Annotated in this window: 14 protein-coding genes; 6 read left to right on the forward strand and 8 right to left on the reverse strand. The window is 47.0% G+C overall.

From position 1 onward, the window contains the following. Positions 1-37 precede the first annotated feature (37 nt). From B5F34_RS04690 to B5F34_RS04710, 5 genes are all read left to right on the forward strand, one after another. Complete coding sequence (locus tag B5F34_RS04690; protein ID WP_087335581.1) at positions 38-1249, forward strand: ROK family transcriptional regulator; 1212 nt, start codon at positions 38-40, stop codon at positions 1247-1249. Positions 1250-1532: 283 nt separating this feature from the next. Then, complete coding sequence (locus tag B5F34_RS04695; RefSeq protein WP_087335659.1) at positions 1533-1979, forward strand: YhcH/YjgK/YiaL family protein; 447 nt, start codon at positions 1533-1535, stop codon at positions 1977-1979. 12 nt (positions 1980-1991) lie between these two features. Further along, positions 1992-3227, forward strand: a complete 1236-nt coding sequence (locus tag B5F34_RS04700; RefSeq protein ID WP_087335661.1) for an MFS transporter — start codon at positions 1992-1994, stop codon at positions 3225-3227. 117 nt (positions 3228-3344) lie between these two features. Then, positions 3345-4262: a dihydrodipicolinate synthase family protein gene (locus B5F34_RS04705; RefSeq protein WP_087335583.1), complete on the forward strand. Its 918-nt coding sequence runs from the start codon at positions 3345-3347 to the stop codon at positions 4260-4262. A 12-nt stretch (positions 4263-4274) separates the two neighbouring features. Continuing rightward, positions 4275-5465: an AGE family epimerase/isomerase gene (locus B5F34_RS04710; RefSeq protein WP_087335585.1), complete on the forward strand. Its 1191-nt coding sequence runs from the start codon at positions 4275-4277 to the stop codon at positions 5463-5465. Between the two features lie 731 nt (positions 5466-6196). Here B5F34_RS04710 and B5F34_RS04715 read toward each other — a convergent pair. From B5F34_RS04715 to B5F34_RS04750, 8 genes are all read right to left on the reverse strand, one after another. Then, positions 6197-7441, reverse strand: coding sequence for a lytic transglycosylase domain-containing protein (locus B5F34_RS04715; RefSeq protein ID WP_239448807.1), 1245 nt, complete (start codon positions 7439-7441; stop codon positions 6197-6199). Between the two features lie 84 nt (positions 7442-7525). After that, positions 7526-8365 (reverse strand): DUF5683 domain-containing protein, encoded by an 840-nt coding sequence (locus B5F34_RS04720; protein ID WP_087335589.1) that lies wholly within the window; start codon positions 8363-8365, stop codon positions 7526-7528. Beyond that, positions 8362-9255 (reverse strand): ParB/RepB/Spo0J family partition protein, encoded by an 894-nt coding sequence (locus B5F34_RS04725; protein WP_087335591.1) that lies wholly within the window; start codon positions 9253-9255, stop codon positions 8362-8364. Before B5F34_RS04725 ends, B5F34_RS04720 begins: the two co-directional genes overlap by 4 nt. Positions 9256-9261: 6 nt before the next feature. Continuing rightward, positions 9262-10038, reverse strand: coding sequence for an AAA family ATPase (locus tag B5F34_RS04730; RefSeq protein WP_087335594.1), 777 nt, complete (start codon positions 10036-10038; stop codon positions 9262-9264). Positions 10039-10638: 600 nt separating this feature from the next. Continuing rightward, positions 10639-11655 carry an alpha/beta hydrolase gene (locus tag B5F34_RS04735; protein WP_239448809.1) on the reverse strand — a complete coding sequence of 339 codons (1017 nt, stop codon included), beginning with the start codon at positions 11653-11655 and terminating at the stop codon, positions 10639-10641. Between the two features lie 166 nt (positions 11656-11821). Continuing rightward, complete coding sequence (locus tag B5F34_RS04740) at positions 11822-12676, reverse strand: AraC family transcriptional regulator (RefSeq protein WP_087335665.1); 855 nt, start codon at positions 12674-12676, stop codon at positions 11822-11824. A gap of 141 nt (positions 12677-12817) precedes the next feature. After that, a complete protein-coding gene (locus tag B5F34_RS04745; protein WP_087335596.1) occupies positions 12818-13666 on the reverse strand; it encodes a hypothetical protein in 849 nt (282 codons plus the stop codon). Positions 13667-13783: 117 nt separating this feature from the next. Then, complete coding sequence (locus B5F34_RS04750) at positions 13784-14839, reverse strand: porin (RefSeq protein ID WP_087335598.1); 1056 nt, start codon at positions 14837-14839, stop codon at positions 13784-13786. Between the two features lie 335 nt (positions 14840-15174). Between B5F34_RS04750 and B5F34_RS04755 the strand changes: the two genes are divergently transcribed. Then, a complete protein-coding gene (locus B5F34_RS04755) occupies positions 15175-15669 on the forward strand; it encodes a 3'-5' exonuclease (protein WP_087335600.1) in 495 nt (164 codons plus the stop codon). Positions 15670-15751: the final 82 nt, after the last annotated feature.

Genomic DNA, 15751 nt, shown 5'->3' on the forward strand with positions numbered 1-15751 from the left:
GCGTATATTTGTCCAAGTTATTACCAAAACAAGTTTTATGGCACATGATTTATTAAAAGAAATTGAACAAGGTAGTAAGAATGCCATTTTGAAGAAAAAGATTATTACCTATTATATATATAATGGCGGCTCTACCATTGTAGATTTGTCTAAAGAACTGAATTTAAGCGTACCGACTGTAGCTAAATTCATTAACGAAATGTGTGAGGACGGCTATATTAAAGATTATGGAAAGCTCGAAACAGAAGGCGGCCGTCATCCCATTATGTATGGATTAAATCCTGAATCGGGCTATTTTGTAGGGGTAGATATAAAGAATTATTGCCTGGATATCGGTCTTGTCAATTTTAAGGGAGACATGGTGGATTTAAAGATGAATGTGCCTTATAAATTTGACAATACTCCGGAATCACTCGACCTGTTGTGTGAAACGGTTCGTACCTTTATTCAGCGGGTGGATAAGCAGGAGGCTGAAAAGATTCTGAACATCTGCATCAATATTTTCGGCCGTGTTAATCCTGATTCCGGATACAGTTACAGCGTATTCAATTTTTCTGAGCAGCCATTGGCAGAAGTGCTGAGTCGGAAGATAGGCTATCCGGTAAGCATAGATAACGATACGCGTGCGATGGCTTACGGAGAATATCTGCAAGGTGGTGTGAAGGGTGAAAAGAATGTCCTTTTTGTCAATATCAGTTGGGGATTGGGACTGGGCATTATCATTGACGGAAAAATGTATGTAGGCAAGTCTGGATTTTCTGGTGAGTTCGGACATATCAATGCCTTCGATAATGAAGTGATTTGCCATTGTGGTAAAAAAGGATGTCTGGAAACGGAGGCTTCGGGATTGGCCTTGCACCGCATTCTGATTGAACGCATCAAAAGTGGAGAGCGTTCTATTCTGTCGGAACGAGTGCTGAATACGTCTACACCGTTGACATTGGATGAGATAATGGAGGCTATCCGTAGAGAAGATTTATTGTGCATTGATATTCTGGAGGAGATAGGGCAAAAGTTGGGTAAGCATGTAGCGGGACTTATCAATATTTTCAACCCGGAAATGGTAGTCATCGGTGGCACGCTTTCGCAGACAGAAGATTATATTATTCAGCCCATTAAGACTGCCGTGCGGAAATATTCGCTGAATCTTGTCAACAAAGACACGGTAATCATTGCTTCTAAACTGAGGGAAAAAGCCGGTGTAGTGGGAGCTTGCCTGATGGCGCGCAGCCGTATGATTGAAAATTGACCTGATAAGCGGCTGAATAAGATCTTTACGAGGAAAAATTTTGCAGGTTCTAAACATCAGCTTACAACAACTGTCTCTCCGTAGTTTTCCATAACAGATGCAGTGTCAGTGCATCAATGGTGAAACTACGGAGATGTTGTCTTATTGAGACAGAGTACCATTAATTAAACGCAAGCGTTAATGATGGATTTTGTAAATTAAATAATTAATTATTTTCTTGGCTGTTTGTAAAATTAGGCATATCTTTGTCGTGCAATGGTTGAATATAATTAAAATTTGGAAAATGATAGTATCTAATTTGAAAAACAGTAGTCGGATAGAGTCTCTTCATCCCTTGTTCAGGACTCTTTTTGAGTATGTAAAGTCTCACGATTTGCTTCATGCAGACTTGGGGCGCATTGATATTGCCGGTGATAACCTGTATATAAACAATGTAGCAGCCGATGGAGTATCGGCCGATAAGCAGCCTTTGGAAGTGCATCGGGCTTATATTGATGTGCACATCCTTTTGGAAGGGGCAGAACGGATAGGCTGGAAGCCTTTGGAAGACGTAACCGAGGAAATAAAATCTTACAGTGAAGAAGGCGATTGTGCCTTGTATTCTGACCGGGCCACCACTTATATAGATCTTCGTCCGGGAGAATATGTGATTGTTTATCCCGAAGATACGCATGCTCCTCTTATCGGGCAGGGTAAAATAAGGAAATTAATAGCGAAGGTTAAATTATAATGGAGTATGGCCATGAAGAACAGTAAATTTTATCCTTGGATTGTAGTAGGTCTTTTGTGGGTAGTTGCCCTGTTGAATTATATGGACCGCCAGATGCTTTCTACTATGCAGGAAGCCATGAAAGTGGATATTGTGGAATTGAATAAAGCAGAGGCTTTTGGCGCATTGATGGCCATATTCTTGTGGATATATGGTTTCTTGAGCCCTGTTGCCGGTATGGTGGCCGACCGTGTCAGCCGCAAGTGGCTGGTAGTGGGAAGCCTGTTTGTCTGGTCGTTTGTTACCTGGATGATGGGATATGCCGAAACCTTCCACCAACTTTATTGGCTTCGTGCCATAATGGGCATCAGTGAGGCTCTTTACATACCTTCCGCTTTGTCTCTCATCGCAGACTGGCATGAAGGGAAATCCCGCTCCTTGGCCATTGGAATTCACATGACAGGCTTATACGTAGGACAGGCTATTGGTGGCTTTGGTGCAACAATCGCCGCTTTGTTTTCTTGGCATTCCACTTTCCATTGGTTTGGCATTATCGGGGTCGTCTATTCCTTGTTGCTGGTTGTTCTGCTTCATGAAAATCCTCATCATGCCGTGGTGTCCCGGAGCGTGAAGGAAAGTCAGGAAAAGAAGCCTTCTTTGTTTGCAGGTTTGGGGGTATTGTTTTCCACGCTGGCTTTCTGGATTATCCTATTCTATTTTGCAGCTCCCAGTCTTCCGGGGTGGGCCATCAAGAATTGGTCTCCTACCTTGTTTTCGGAGAGTTTGGGTATTCCCATGTCTGAAGCCGGACCTATTTCAACCATCACCATAGCAGTATCTTCTTTCATAGGAGTGATTATGGGAGGAATATTGAGCGACCGTTGGGTACAGCGCAACATACGTGGCCGTGTTTATACAGGTGCCATAGGGTTAGGTCTGACCGTTCCTGCTTTATTGCTGCTGGGGTTCGGGCATAGTTTGCCAGCCGTAGTAGGGGCGGGACTACTGTTTGGGATAGGCTATGGCATTTTTGATGCAAACAACATGCCCATTCTTTGCCAGTTTGTCTCAGCCAAATACCGCGGTACGGCTTATGGGTTGATGAATATGACTGGTGTGTTTGCCGGAGCAGCGGTTACTGAGGTTTTTGGAAAATGGACAGACGGAGGTAATCTGGGGCAAGGCTTTGCTTTGCTTAGTATAGTGGTATTGATAGCTTTGGGGTTGCAGCTTTACTTCTTGCGGCCGAAGACAGACAATATGGAATAGGGTGGTAAGTGGGGATGTCGCGTATGATGAAAACAGCCAGCTTCTTCAGAAAGGCTTCCCTTGTTCTATATGCTAATTATTGTATAATATTTGTTTACTTATAAAATCAACAAGTTTATGGAGAAAATTGTCGGATTGATTGATGCGCCGTTCACTCCGTTTTATGCGAATGGCGAAGTGAATTATGAACCTATCGGAACATACGCAAAGATGTTGCAGAAGAATGGCCTGAAGGGCGTTTTTATCAATGGTTCTTCGGGTGAAGGGTATATGCTGACCGAAGAAGAACGTATGAAGTTGACCGAGCGTTGGCTGGAAGCAGCTCCGGAAGGTTTTAAAGTCATTGTGCATGTAGGCAGTTGTTGTGTCAAGTCCAGCCGTAAGCTGGCCGAGCATGCCCAGAAGATGGGAGCTTGGGGGGTAGGTGCCATGGCTCCTCCTTTTCCGAAAATCAATCGGGTAGAAGAATTGGTGAAATATGTTGAGGAGATAGCTGCCGGTGCTCCCGACCTGCCTTTCTACTATTATCATATTCCGGCTTTCAATGGCGCATATTTGTCCATGGTCAAGTTCTTGGAGGCAGTAGACGGACGTGTGCCTAATTTTGCCGGTATCAAATATACTTTTGAAAGTCTGTATGAATACAACCAGTGCCGTTTGTATAAGAATGGCAAGTACGATATGCTGCATGGACAAGATGAAACCATATTGCCTTGTCTGGCCATGGGAGGTGCCCAAGGTGGCATTGGAGGAACAACGAATTATAACGGTCGGGAGCTGGTAGGTATTTTGGATGCTTGGAAAAATGGAGATTTGGCATTGGCCCGTGAACGTCAGAACTTTGCACAGGAAGTTATCAATGTCATTTGCAATTATCGTGGAAACATCGTGGCTGGCAAGCGCATTATGAAACTGATTGGTCTTGATCTGGGCAAAAACCGTACACCTTTCCAGAACATGACCGATGAGGAGGAGATACGTATGAGGGAGCAACTTGAAGCCATCGGATTCTTTGAGCGTTGCAACCAATTTTAAAACTTTCCTGTTATGAATGTTGACAATTATTTGAATGCCTGGGCTGCTTCTTATCGGGAGAGCCTGACCAATGACATCTTGCCTTTCTGGCTTAAACATGGCTTAGACAGGCAGAACGGAGGGGTATATACTTGCGTGAACCGGGATGGTAGTCTGATAGACAGCACCAAGTCAGTCTGGTTTCAAGGCAGGTTCGGATTTATTACCTCTTATGCCTACAATCACATCGAGAAGAACCCGGAGTGGTTGGCAGCCTCTAAAAGTTGTATTGATTTTATAGAACAGCATTGTACTGATACGGATGGACGTATGTTCTTTGAGGTGACAGCCGATGGCCGTCCGTTGCGCAAACGGCGTTATGTATTCTCCGAGACTTTTGCTGCCATTGCCATGTCTGAATATGCCATAGCATCGGGCGATGAATTGTATGCTCGAAAGGCATTGGATTTGTTTGGACGCATCCGTCATTATTTGAATACGCCGGGGATATTGGAACCCAAGTATTTGCCGACTTTGCAGGCGCGGGGACATTCTGTCACGATGATTCTCATCAATACGGCATCGCGTATTCGGGAAGCAATCCAGGCTCCAGAATTGGATGCGCAGATTGATGAGTCTATTGATGCCATCCGTCGTTACTTCGTTCATCCCGAGTTTGAAGCTCTGCTCGAAATGGTAGGACCGGAAGGAGAGTTTATTGATACGTGTAACGGTCGTCTGATTAATCCCGGACACTGTATCGAGACCTCATGGTTCTTGCTGGAAGAAGCTCGTCACCGTAATTGGGAAAAGGGCTTGACCGAATTGGCTCTGCAGATTCTTGACTGGTCGTGGAAATGGGGGTGGGATGAGCAGTATGGAGGTATTATCAACTTCCGTGATTGCCGACATCTTCCTGTACAGGACTATTCGCAGGATATGAAATTCTGGTGGCCGCAGACTGAAACTATTATTGCCTCGCTTTATGCTTATTTGGCTACGAAGGATGAAAAATATTTGGAAATGCACAAGAGGGTCAGTGACTGGACATACGCTCATTTCCCGGATAAGGAATATGGAGAATGGTACGGTTACCTGCATCGAGATGGCACGGTAGCTCAACCGGCGAAGGGAAATATTTTTAAAGGGCCTTTCCATATACCACGCATGATGATGTATGGCTATGGACTGTGCCAGGATATATTGAGCGTTGAGGGACGATAAGCAAGTGCTCCGCTGAATGGATAATCGAACACGGAGGCGCAAAGGCACTGAACATTTGTGTTTGCCTGCTCTGGAGTGATGATGGTGCAGTATAGGCTTTCGGTTTGGAATGCCTCTGCCATACGGGAAAGAGGGATACTTTTGTGAACTCTTTTCACGCAGGACCAATTCACATGCTCTGTGCCTCTGCGCTTGTGTTTGATATAAATGGGTTACTTTCGCTTAGCTTGGTCCTTAATTCTCTATTAATGAGACGCTTTTCCTCTGTGCTGCACTTGACTGTGATAAGGTGTGGATTGCTTTGGGGATTATCTGCTTGTTGGGTTCTCTGTCTTGTTTTTACGAAGCAGACTTCTTATATATAAGCACCGGATTTCTAATACGTCTGAAGCGGGCTTGTAATAGACAAGGAGTAAACAGACAGGAGCCGGAAAATGCGTGAAGCGTAAATAAGGTATGATTTGTAAATCTCTATGAGGGATATACCTCTTTGAAATTCAGATAGTCAGAAGGAATATTCTATTCTTGAGCCAATGAGTCGGCAATTGTTCGAATCTTCTCTTAAAACCAGTTTAAACTTTATTCAGCAGTCTGTGCCAGGTGCAACGGATACAGATGAGAGGCTGTCTCAACATCGCAAACTCCCTCCCCTCATCGGTATGACAAGGCAGAATGACAGTCTGAATTCATGCTGAGGCAGCCTCTTGCTTTGAAGGTGGCCTTAAGTCCGTTTATCTGTAAATCTTCAATCGTTTTCCTGCTCGGATTTTGTTATTGCGCAAGCCATTCCACTGGCGCAATTGGCGGACAGATACGCCATATTTGGAGGCTATGTTGCTTAATGTATCTCCATTGCGTATCTTGTAGTAGACGACTTTTCCACTACCGCTGCTCGTCTTGGCATCGACAGAGGCTACCGTGCGGCGATTTTTAAACAATTCTTTGCTGCGGTGCGCGTAAATGGTGTCTTGGTTGTCTATAAAAGTGCTGATAGTTTCGGTGGGAAGTCGTAATATGCAGGGTTTGCTGTCGCCTGGCACAATGTTGCGTTTATATTGCGGGTTCAGACTTTTGATTTCTTCAACGGGTATATGGCAAATATCTGCTATTTGTTCGAAGTGGAGTTTCTGGTTCACCTGAATGGTGTCTGTAGACTTGGGAATATTAGTTTCCATCGGACAAATATTGTGTTTGCAGTAGTAAGTCATTACATAGTTGGCTGCAATAAATGCCGGTACGTACCCACGGGTTTCACGTGGCAGGTAGTTATATATTTCCCAATAGTCCGTTTTTCCTCCTGCCCGTCTGATAGCCTTATTGATATTTCCTGGGCCACAGTTATAGGCAGCAATCACCAAATTCCAGTCCTTGTAAATGTCGTACATGTCTTTCAGGTATCGGGCAGCGGCCCAGGTCGCTTTGATGGGGTCACGCCGTTCATCTACCAGGCTGTTGCTTTCCAGACCATATAGTTTTCCTGTGGCTAACATGAATTGCCATAGACCCGTGGCACCTGCACGGGATACGGCTGAAGGGTTTAATGCCGACTCTATGATGGGTAGATATTTCAATTCTAACGGAAGATTATATGCATCCAGAGCTTCTTCAAAGATAGGCATATAGAAGTTGCAGGCACTCAGCATGAATGCCACTTGTCCACGCAAACGGTTAGTATAAGTATCTATGAATTTGCGTACGATGTCATTGTAGGGCATTTCCATGATGACAGGCATGCGCGACAGGCGGTCAATATACACCGAATCGCTGAAGAGAGGGTTGGTGGTGGAAGTGCTGCAGTCTTTCCCCAAATCAATATAAGTTTTGGCTTTCCAGTCATTGAGCAGGCTGTCAAGCGGGTAGGTCATGCCTGCTGGTAAATCAATGGTATCTGTATGTTGTGTGCCATTTTCGTTGATGACGATATTCATGTTTTCCTGTGCGTGTGCAGGCTGTATGGCCAGTACACTATACAGCATGAACAAAGGGGCGGTAAGCAGATGATTGCGTATGTCTTTTAAATGCATATCGGTTGTTTTTCTAAGGTTATGATATGATATTTCTTAAAATCGGAAACTACATTGCAGACCTACGGAGCGGTTAGTCCCGCGCGACGTCGTTTGTGTATCGATGACAGCCGGCTCCACTTTCATGCTCAAGTCGGGGGTAATGTCAAAGTTGGACAGTTCAGCGTCTACATAGGCATCTATGACAGACAGCAGGTATACGCCTATGAAAGCAAAGATACTCAGGTCGCGGTATCGTCGGAAAGTGTCTTTGCGTCGGCGCAGCAGGTCTATAAGTTGCGATTGCGATACTTGCTCCATGTAAGACGGTGGAATCAGTTCCGTGATGTTGGTTGAGTTCCAGTTGCCGTTGGCTGCATCCCGATAAGCATTGAAATAGTCGCGATACATTTTCCCGTTCCATGTGAGGGCATAGGCACATCCGGCAAATCCACCGTAAAAGATGGGCAGTTTCCAATATTTGCGGTTGTAAATCTGTCCGCCTCCCGGTATTATGAGTGCTAACCACGTTGCTTTGACAGGATTAGGCACCCACAGTTTGCGTTTCATCTCCTTAGACAGACTATCGGTGGGGGAGGTCGGTTCTGCGAGGTTGGGCGATGCTGTAAGTTCCAGCATCTTGTTTTTGTTGGAAGCAGCAATGCTGTCGGCTACGGCCAGACTGTCTGCCGTTTCCATAAGGGCAGGAGTGTTGAGACTGTCTATGGAGTCGGTTTGCAGGTGCAATACAGGATTCAGACTGTCTGTCTGCAATGCGTGGGCACGTTTAAGAGCTGCGCGCGGGCGGTCTTGGCCATACATAGTCATTCCTGCCATTTGCACGAAGCAGAATAGCAAGGCTATTAGAATGCGATATGTGCTTCTGTTCGTTGTCATTTGTTCTTTAGCGTATCGAAGATGCCGATGATACGTTCTAATTCTTCTTCGTTATTAAAAGGTATGCTGATTTTTCCTTTCCCTTTCTCTGAGCAAGTCAGCTGTACTTTTGTGTTAAAGAAACCGGAAAGCTGTTGTTTCAGCAGGTTGAATTCTTCGGGCAGTTTAGCTTGTTTGGGAGCTATTTTCCGGCTGCCACTTTTCACGGCCTCTCCTACGCTCAGGGCTTTGACTATTTCTTCTACTTTGCGCACGGAGTATCCATGTGTCAGTATCTCTTCATATACTTTTACTTGCAGTTTGGGATCATCCAATGTCAGCAGGGCACGTGCGTGTCCCATGTCTATCTGCTTGTTTTGGATGCCTATCTGGATAGGGGCAGGCAGTTTCAGCAGGCGCAGGTAGTTGGCTATGGTCGTTCGTTTTTTGCCTACTCGTTCGCTTAGCCGTTCTTGTGTCAGGCCGTATTGTTCTATAAGATGTTGGTAAGCCAGAGCTATTTCCACTGAGTTGAGGTCTTCGCGCTGTATGTTTTCAATAAGGGCCATTTCCATCACATTCTCATCATCGGCCGTACGTATATAAGCGGGGATTGTGTGGAGTCCGGCTTGTTGTGCAGCGCGAAAACGTCGTTCGCCAGCGATAATCTGGTAAGTGTCATCGCCCATCTGCCGCAGGGTGACAGGTTGGATAATGCCGATTTCTGCGATGGAGTCGGCCAGTTCCTGCAAAGCGACCGGGTCGAAATCACGTCGGGGTTGGTTGGGATTGACGGAAATCTTGTCGAGGGCTATTTCGTTGATGGACGAAGAGCCTTCTGTCTGCACCTCATCTATAGAGAGCAGGGCATCGAGTCCGCGTCCGAGTGCATTTCTTCGTTGTACCATAATCGTTCTTTAAAGTGGCTTTTGTTGGTTTCTGCTTATCAGTTCTTTGGCCAGTGCCAAATGGTTTTTGGCGCCCGTCGAGTCTGCATCATACAAGATAGTGGGCAATCCGTAGCTGGGTGCTTCGCTCAGTTTGACGTTGCGCTGTATGACTGTGTTGAACACCAGCTCCTGAAAATGCCGTTTCACTTCATCGTATATCTGGTTTGCCTGTCGCAGGCGCGAGTCGTACATGGTCAGCAGGAAACCTTCAATTTCAAGTCCGGGGTTTAATTTCGTCTTGATAATTTTGATGGTGTTCAGCAGTTTGCTGATGCCTTCCAGCGCGAAATATTCGGCCTGCACCGGGATGATGACCGAGTCGGCAGCCGTCAGCGCATTGACAGTAATGAGTCCCAGCGAAGGCGAGCAGTCTATCAGAATGTAGTCGAACTCATCTTTCAGTGGGGCGAGCACTTCTTTTAAGATTCTTTCGCGGTTCTTCAGGTTCAGCATTTCTATTTCGGCTCCAACCAGGTTGATGTGTGAGGAGATGACTTTCAGGGTGTCTATCTCCGTGCCGTGGATAGCCTTCCGTACGTCTGCGCCGTCAATGAGACATTCGTAGATGGTGCAGTCGGCTTGTTTGATGTCTACACCCAGCCCCGACGAGGCATTGGCTTGGGGGTCGGCATCAACGACGAGCACTTTCTTTTCCAGTGTGGCAAGCGAAGCGGCCAAGTTGATGGTGGTGGTGGTTTTGCCCACACCGCCTTTCTGATTGGCCATGGCAATTATTTTTCCCATAATCTATCTTTTATTATCTGGGGGCGAAATAAGCAATTATTTCTCATTGTGCCTACTGAAAAGGAGAAAGAATGCGGAAACGGTTGATAAGTCGTCCGTTTTGTTAATAACCCGCAGAACTGCTTCTTTTTTCTTATTGGCGGGCAAATATACGGATTTCTTTGCGAAAAGGGAAATTCTTTTGGGTTCGCTTGCAGAAGATTAAGATTTCTAAACGGATAGTGTGAGGGGAGGATAGGGTGGAGGTGGTTTCCTGCTTGCGGAAAGTTGGCCGGATATGCAGGGAATGAATCTCTCTTCTTTGTTCGTACAATGCTTCCACATTGTACGAACATCCGGTCTACTTTCCGCAATCGTGTGCAGGTTCTTATTGAAGTGTTTCAAACTTTCCCGCCCATAGAAATGGAGCAATCTATATTATGCTGATAATCAGCGACTCGCTTCTAATATATAACGAGCTTATTGCTTAGCGCCTGGCAGCGTACTGCTTAGCGCTTGGCAGTCCGTTGCTTATTGCCTGGCTACTTCGTAGGAAGAGTCTGTCAGAAATAGCTGTCCGGCACACAAGCATCCGTATTGGGGAGAGTAGTTTAAATCACTTCATTTCAGGTGGGAGCGGAAGAAGTGTGCGATGCGGTCGAAGGGAATCTTCTCTAAGTTGTCATACAGGTCGGTATGGTTGGCGCCGGCCACAATGAGCAGCTCTTTGTTGTCGCCCTTCAGTTGTTTGTAAACGTCTTCACTGAAATAACGCGAGTGGGCTTTTTCACCGTGTATCAGCATTACGGCACTGCGTATTTCGCTGGCATAAGACAGTAGCGGCATGTTGAGGAAGGAGAGGGAAGAGGTCACATTCCATCCGCCGTTAGAGTTAAGCGAGCGTGGGTGGTAGCCTCGCGGAGTCTTGTAGTATGCGTGGTAATCTTTGACGAATTGAGGTGCGTCTGCCGGCAGTGTATCTGCCACGCCTCCGGCCAGGGCATACGTACCCTCGGCATAGTCTTTGGTGCGTTGTGCGTTGAGTTGTTGGCGCAGAGATTGGCGTGCATCGGCGTTATTGGCGGCGTCGAAGTAGCCGTTGGCAGTGACGCGGCTCATGTCGTACATCGTGCAGGCTACGGTGGCTTTGATGCGTGTGTCGATGGCTGCTGCGTTGACGGCCATTCCTCCCCAGCCGCAGATGCCCAGAATGCCAATACGTTCGGGGTCTACATCTGTGCGTGTAGAGAGGTAGTCGACAGCGGCGCAGAAATCTTCGGTGTTGATGTCCGGTGAAGCTACGTATCGGGGTTGCCCTCCGCTCTCTCCCGTGAAGGATGGGTCGAAAGCGATGGTCAGGAATCCGTGTTCGGCCAATGTCTGCGCGTAAAGGCCGGATGCTTGTTCTTTGACAGCACCGAAGGGTCCGCTGACGGCGATGGCAGGCAGCGGGCCTGTAATGTCTTTAGGGATGTAGAGGTCGGCAGCCAAGGTGATTCCGTAACGGTTGTGAAAGGTTACCTTCGTGTGGTTCACCCGGTTGCTTTGTGGGAATACCTTGTCCCACTCTTGTGTCAGATTCAGTTTTTCTTCCATGATGTTATTGGTGTTAAGGGTTTGTTTTTCTTGTGCAGTCATGTGGCTTGTACTTGCCAGGCAGACCAGCAGCAACATGCTTAATCGGGGGATGAAATGTGTCATAGCTTAATTCTTTTTGATTCTGAGGGCAAAGGTAAGAGAAAAGCCCCACAACGTCGTTGTTGTGAGGCTCAAAATGGATTGCTGAAAAGCTCATGGATTTGCTTCAATAGGATGGAATCAGGGCAGTCGGGGGAATGCCGTATTGCTTCTTAAAGGCGTTGGAGAAGTGTGATTGATTCTTGAATCCTACTTTGTCGCAGACTTCGGATATTTTCCTTTCCCCTTTCTTCATTAGTTCATAGGCCACTTCCAGCCGCTTGTGTATGAGCCATCGCTCCGGTGTCAGACTGCTGATTTTCTTGAAGTCGCGTTTGAATGTGGCCAGGCTTCTGCCCGTGTAATGGGCCAGTTCTTCTTGTGAGAACTCGTACATGTAATTTTGGTTCAGGAAGTCCAGAATATCTATTTTCCAGGGTTCGTTGAAGTCGAACAGTGTGGGAGCAAACCGTGGGTCGATGTGCAGCAGGGCGAGTAATCCTTCTTGCAGTTTCAGTTGCATGAAGTCTTCTTGCGGCTTCACCTCCGGGTCGAAGTAAGGAGTCATTGAAGCGAAAAGGCTGGTTATTTCCACCGTCTGTGGCAATTTGAGCACACCTGTATCCAGTTTCGGTGTATTGTCCGGTACTTTGTAGGGACCGCCTTGTGCGTACCTCTCGCGCAGAAAGTTGCGGGTAAACATCAGGAAGATGCCGCAATAGCGTTCTCCGTTGGCAGAGCGTTTATAGAGTGTGATGCGATGGTCGCGAGGGATGAATACACATTCTCCTTTCCCCACGTGTATTTGCTGTTTGCCGTCATCCACCACCATTTCGCCCGAGTAGACATAGTTCATGGCGTATTCGCGTGAGCGGTGGATGCAGCTGGCAGCATCGTCGTAGAAGAAGCTGTAGAATACGTTGTTGTAGTTGAAGATCACCTTCAGCGGGTCCGTTTTCCCGCTGTCTGTCGTTGGTTTCATATCCTGGTTGTCGTTGGAATTTTGCATGGCTTTCTGCATAAGGGTGATTTGAATATATTTTTCGCTTTGCCTGCAAAGGTACGTACATTCCGTTTCCTTTCCATCTGTTTTGAAGAAAATTAAGAAGGGCGCTGGTTACTCTTACGATAGTTTTACATAATTTAGTCTTGTCCACCTTGTATTTCTGGTCACATACGTGCGTGCAATCCGTGCCGATGCCACATGTAGTGTTTCTCCGGCAGTGAAGGCGTGTTCCAAAGCGGGCAGGTGTCCCGACTCACGGCTGGCGGAGCGGGCAGCTATACGGAAGGTTACGTAATTGCCTGCCCGGTCTTTCAGCCAGAGAACTTGCCGTACATAGAAGTAGGCTGTAGTACCTTCTATTTGTGTCTTGTAAGGGTCATCCTCCACGCGTACTTTCAAGACGGTCAGTGAAAGGTCTGTCACCTTGTCGCCTTCTTTCCCCAAGAATCGTCCTTGCACACCTTGCCGGCTCCGCCGTTGCTGGAAATCAAGGTGTACGGTGTGGTAAACTTGGGCTATCTGCACGAATCGCTCCTGCTTAGGAATACGGGGAGTGAACTTGAAAGCAATCCACGACAAATAGGCAGGGTCTACGGATAGAATCTCATGCAGGAAATGTCCTCGGTATTTGCCGAACGGAATAAGGTCGTCACCCCGGCTTTGCATGTGTTTGGCGCTGTAGCTTACCATAAACAACCGGCGCGGTGCATAAAAACACAGCGAACTGGCTAACCGGAGAGAACTTTCGGCTTCCGGTGTCAGTTCGCAGATGTAGAAGATAGACTGCCGCTCGGTGATGGGGGAGTAAATCCAAAGGGAATAGTTGACATGTCCGGGGCGGGGCAGCACAACAATATAGGCCCCTGTCTCCTTATAAGAAGGCCTTCCCTCGTTGTACTGCCACAATTTGCGGTACAACACTTCCTGTTCCGCCCCTGTCAGTCCGGGTAGAATGGGGTTTGCCATATTGCTTCTTTTCCTTTAATCCCCAAAAATAACCGTTTGGGATGAGAAAAGCAAGTGCTGGCGCGGAAAAGTGAAGAAAGAATGCCTACTTATAATAAGAAGTGGCTGACCGATGCTTTAGAAACGCACCATTAATTCCAGCACTACCTTATCTTGTTCCGATTCCTTGGCTAAGCTGCCTTCGGGATAGAAATATTTCTCGAAGTTGAGGCGCAAATCCGTACGGAACGCTTTGCTGAGGCTGAAGGTGATACCTGCCGTCAGGCGGTGACGTTTGTAATCGGTTATGCTGAGAGCTCCGGTGCTTTCATCGCGGGTTTCACCGTCGCTATGGTCGGTCATCATGTCATAGCGGGCCAGGAAAGACATCTTGGTAAATACCTTTCGCAGAGGCAGGTCGTAGTTAATGAAAGCGTCTACCGAATGTACATCTTTAAAGGCGTTATCAGAGTATTGCTTGAACAGGTATTCCCCTTCGATGTGGAAGCGTCCTGTCTCGTAATAGGCACCTATGTCGTAGGAGTGCATCCAGACTTCTTCCGGTTCAATGCCCTGCACGCTCAGGGTCAGGTTTAAACCGTCTGTGGGAAACAGTTGTGCCTTGGCAGAATAGTTCACGTCTTTATGCCATACCTTCTGGTTGGTCAGTCCTGTACCGTTGTAAAGTCCTCCTTCCAGTATGATGGGCATGTCGAGTGGCAGCGTATAACCCAAAGTCAGACCCACGTCGCGCACATTGCCCACCTGTTTGGCAATGAAAGAGCGGTTGGCAAAGTATTGTTCGTGTGGCGACCGGTGGGCATCGATGGTGAAAGGCACGCGCATTTGTCCGGCAGTGATGGTAAAGTCTTTCAAGGGGAAGAGGCGGGCGTAGGCATCCAGCATTTTGATTTGGCCCTCGTCGGAGAGGTCTATTTCGGCCTTGTAGGCTACTTTGGGCAAAACGTTTCCCGTGAGGCTGACCCGTGCGGTGCGCACTTCAAAGCGTCCGGCACCCATCCCCGTCTGATATTCATATTTGGCGCGGATGGTTCCATGTACTTCCGGTTTATAGTCTTTTTTTTCCATTTTCTCTACCTCCAGTTTTTTACCGTCTTCATTGGGCGAGTCTGTTTGGGCAAATCCTGTAAGAGATAGCAAGAGCATCAGAAGCGTACAGATGTTTTTTTTCATAAAAGTTGTTTGATAGTGGATTTTTCGGTTGCAAAATTCGGTGGAAGTTGTTATCCCTTTATGTCATATATGTTTCATTCTTGTTACATTGCGGCATCGGTAAGCCGGCAGGAGGGGATTCGTGCTTTATTCCTTATAAGTTTCTGTTTATACACCGTTTTTCCGGTTGTCTGATTGTACCTTCAGAACTGCCTTGTCCGCGCCTGAATATACTTAATTATAGGAAGTAGGTCACCTCATTGAACTTTTTGCTATTTTTGCATGCATTAAAGAAAGGCCGGGGATGGGCCAGTGTGCCAGGACAGGTCTTATGGAATAAAAAGTGGAAAGAGAACATGGAGAATTTTGCAGCTATAGATTTTGAGACGGCCAACCGCGAGCGTACCAGCGTATGCAGTGTGGGGATTGTGATAGTGAGGGACGGCAAGATACAAGAGAAAATATACCGTCTGATTCGTCCCTGTCCTAATTATTATAGTTATTGGAATACACAAGTGCATGGACTGACAAGGCAAGATACGGATGCCGCGCAGCTTTTCCCGGCCGTCTGGATGGAGGTGGCTCCATATCTCGCCGGGTTGCCGTTGGTAGCACACAACAGTACGTTTGACGAAGGCTGTCTGCGGGCTGTGTTTTCCAGCTATGGCATGGATTGGCCGGGCTATGAGTTTCATTGCACTTGCCGGGCTTCGCGCCGTGTTTTTGGCAAGGAACTTTCCAACCATCGGCTTGAGACCGTGGCGGCTCGTTGTGGCTATGATTTGACAAGGCACCATCATGCTTTGGCAGATGCCGAGGCATGTGCGCGGATTGCCATGATGATTCTGTAAGGTCCTTCGCCTGTAGGCAAAACCTTGACTTGGGCAGCGTAACCTTAAGGTTTAGCTTGCTAAAGTTAAGGTTTAGCTCGCT

The sequence above is a fragment of the Mediterranea sp. An20 genome, assembly GCF_002160055.1.
GTDB lineage: Bacteria > Bacteroidota > Bacteroidia > Bacteroidales > Bacteroidaceae > Bacteroides > Bacteroides avicola.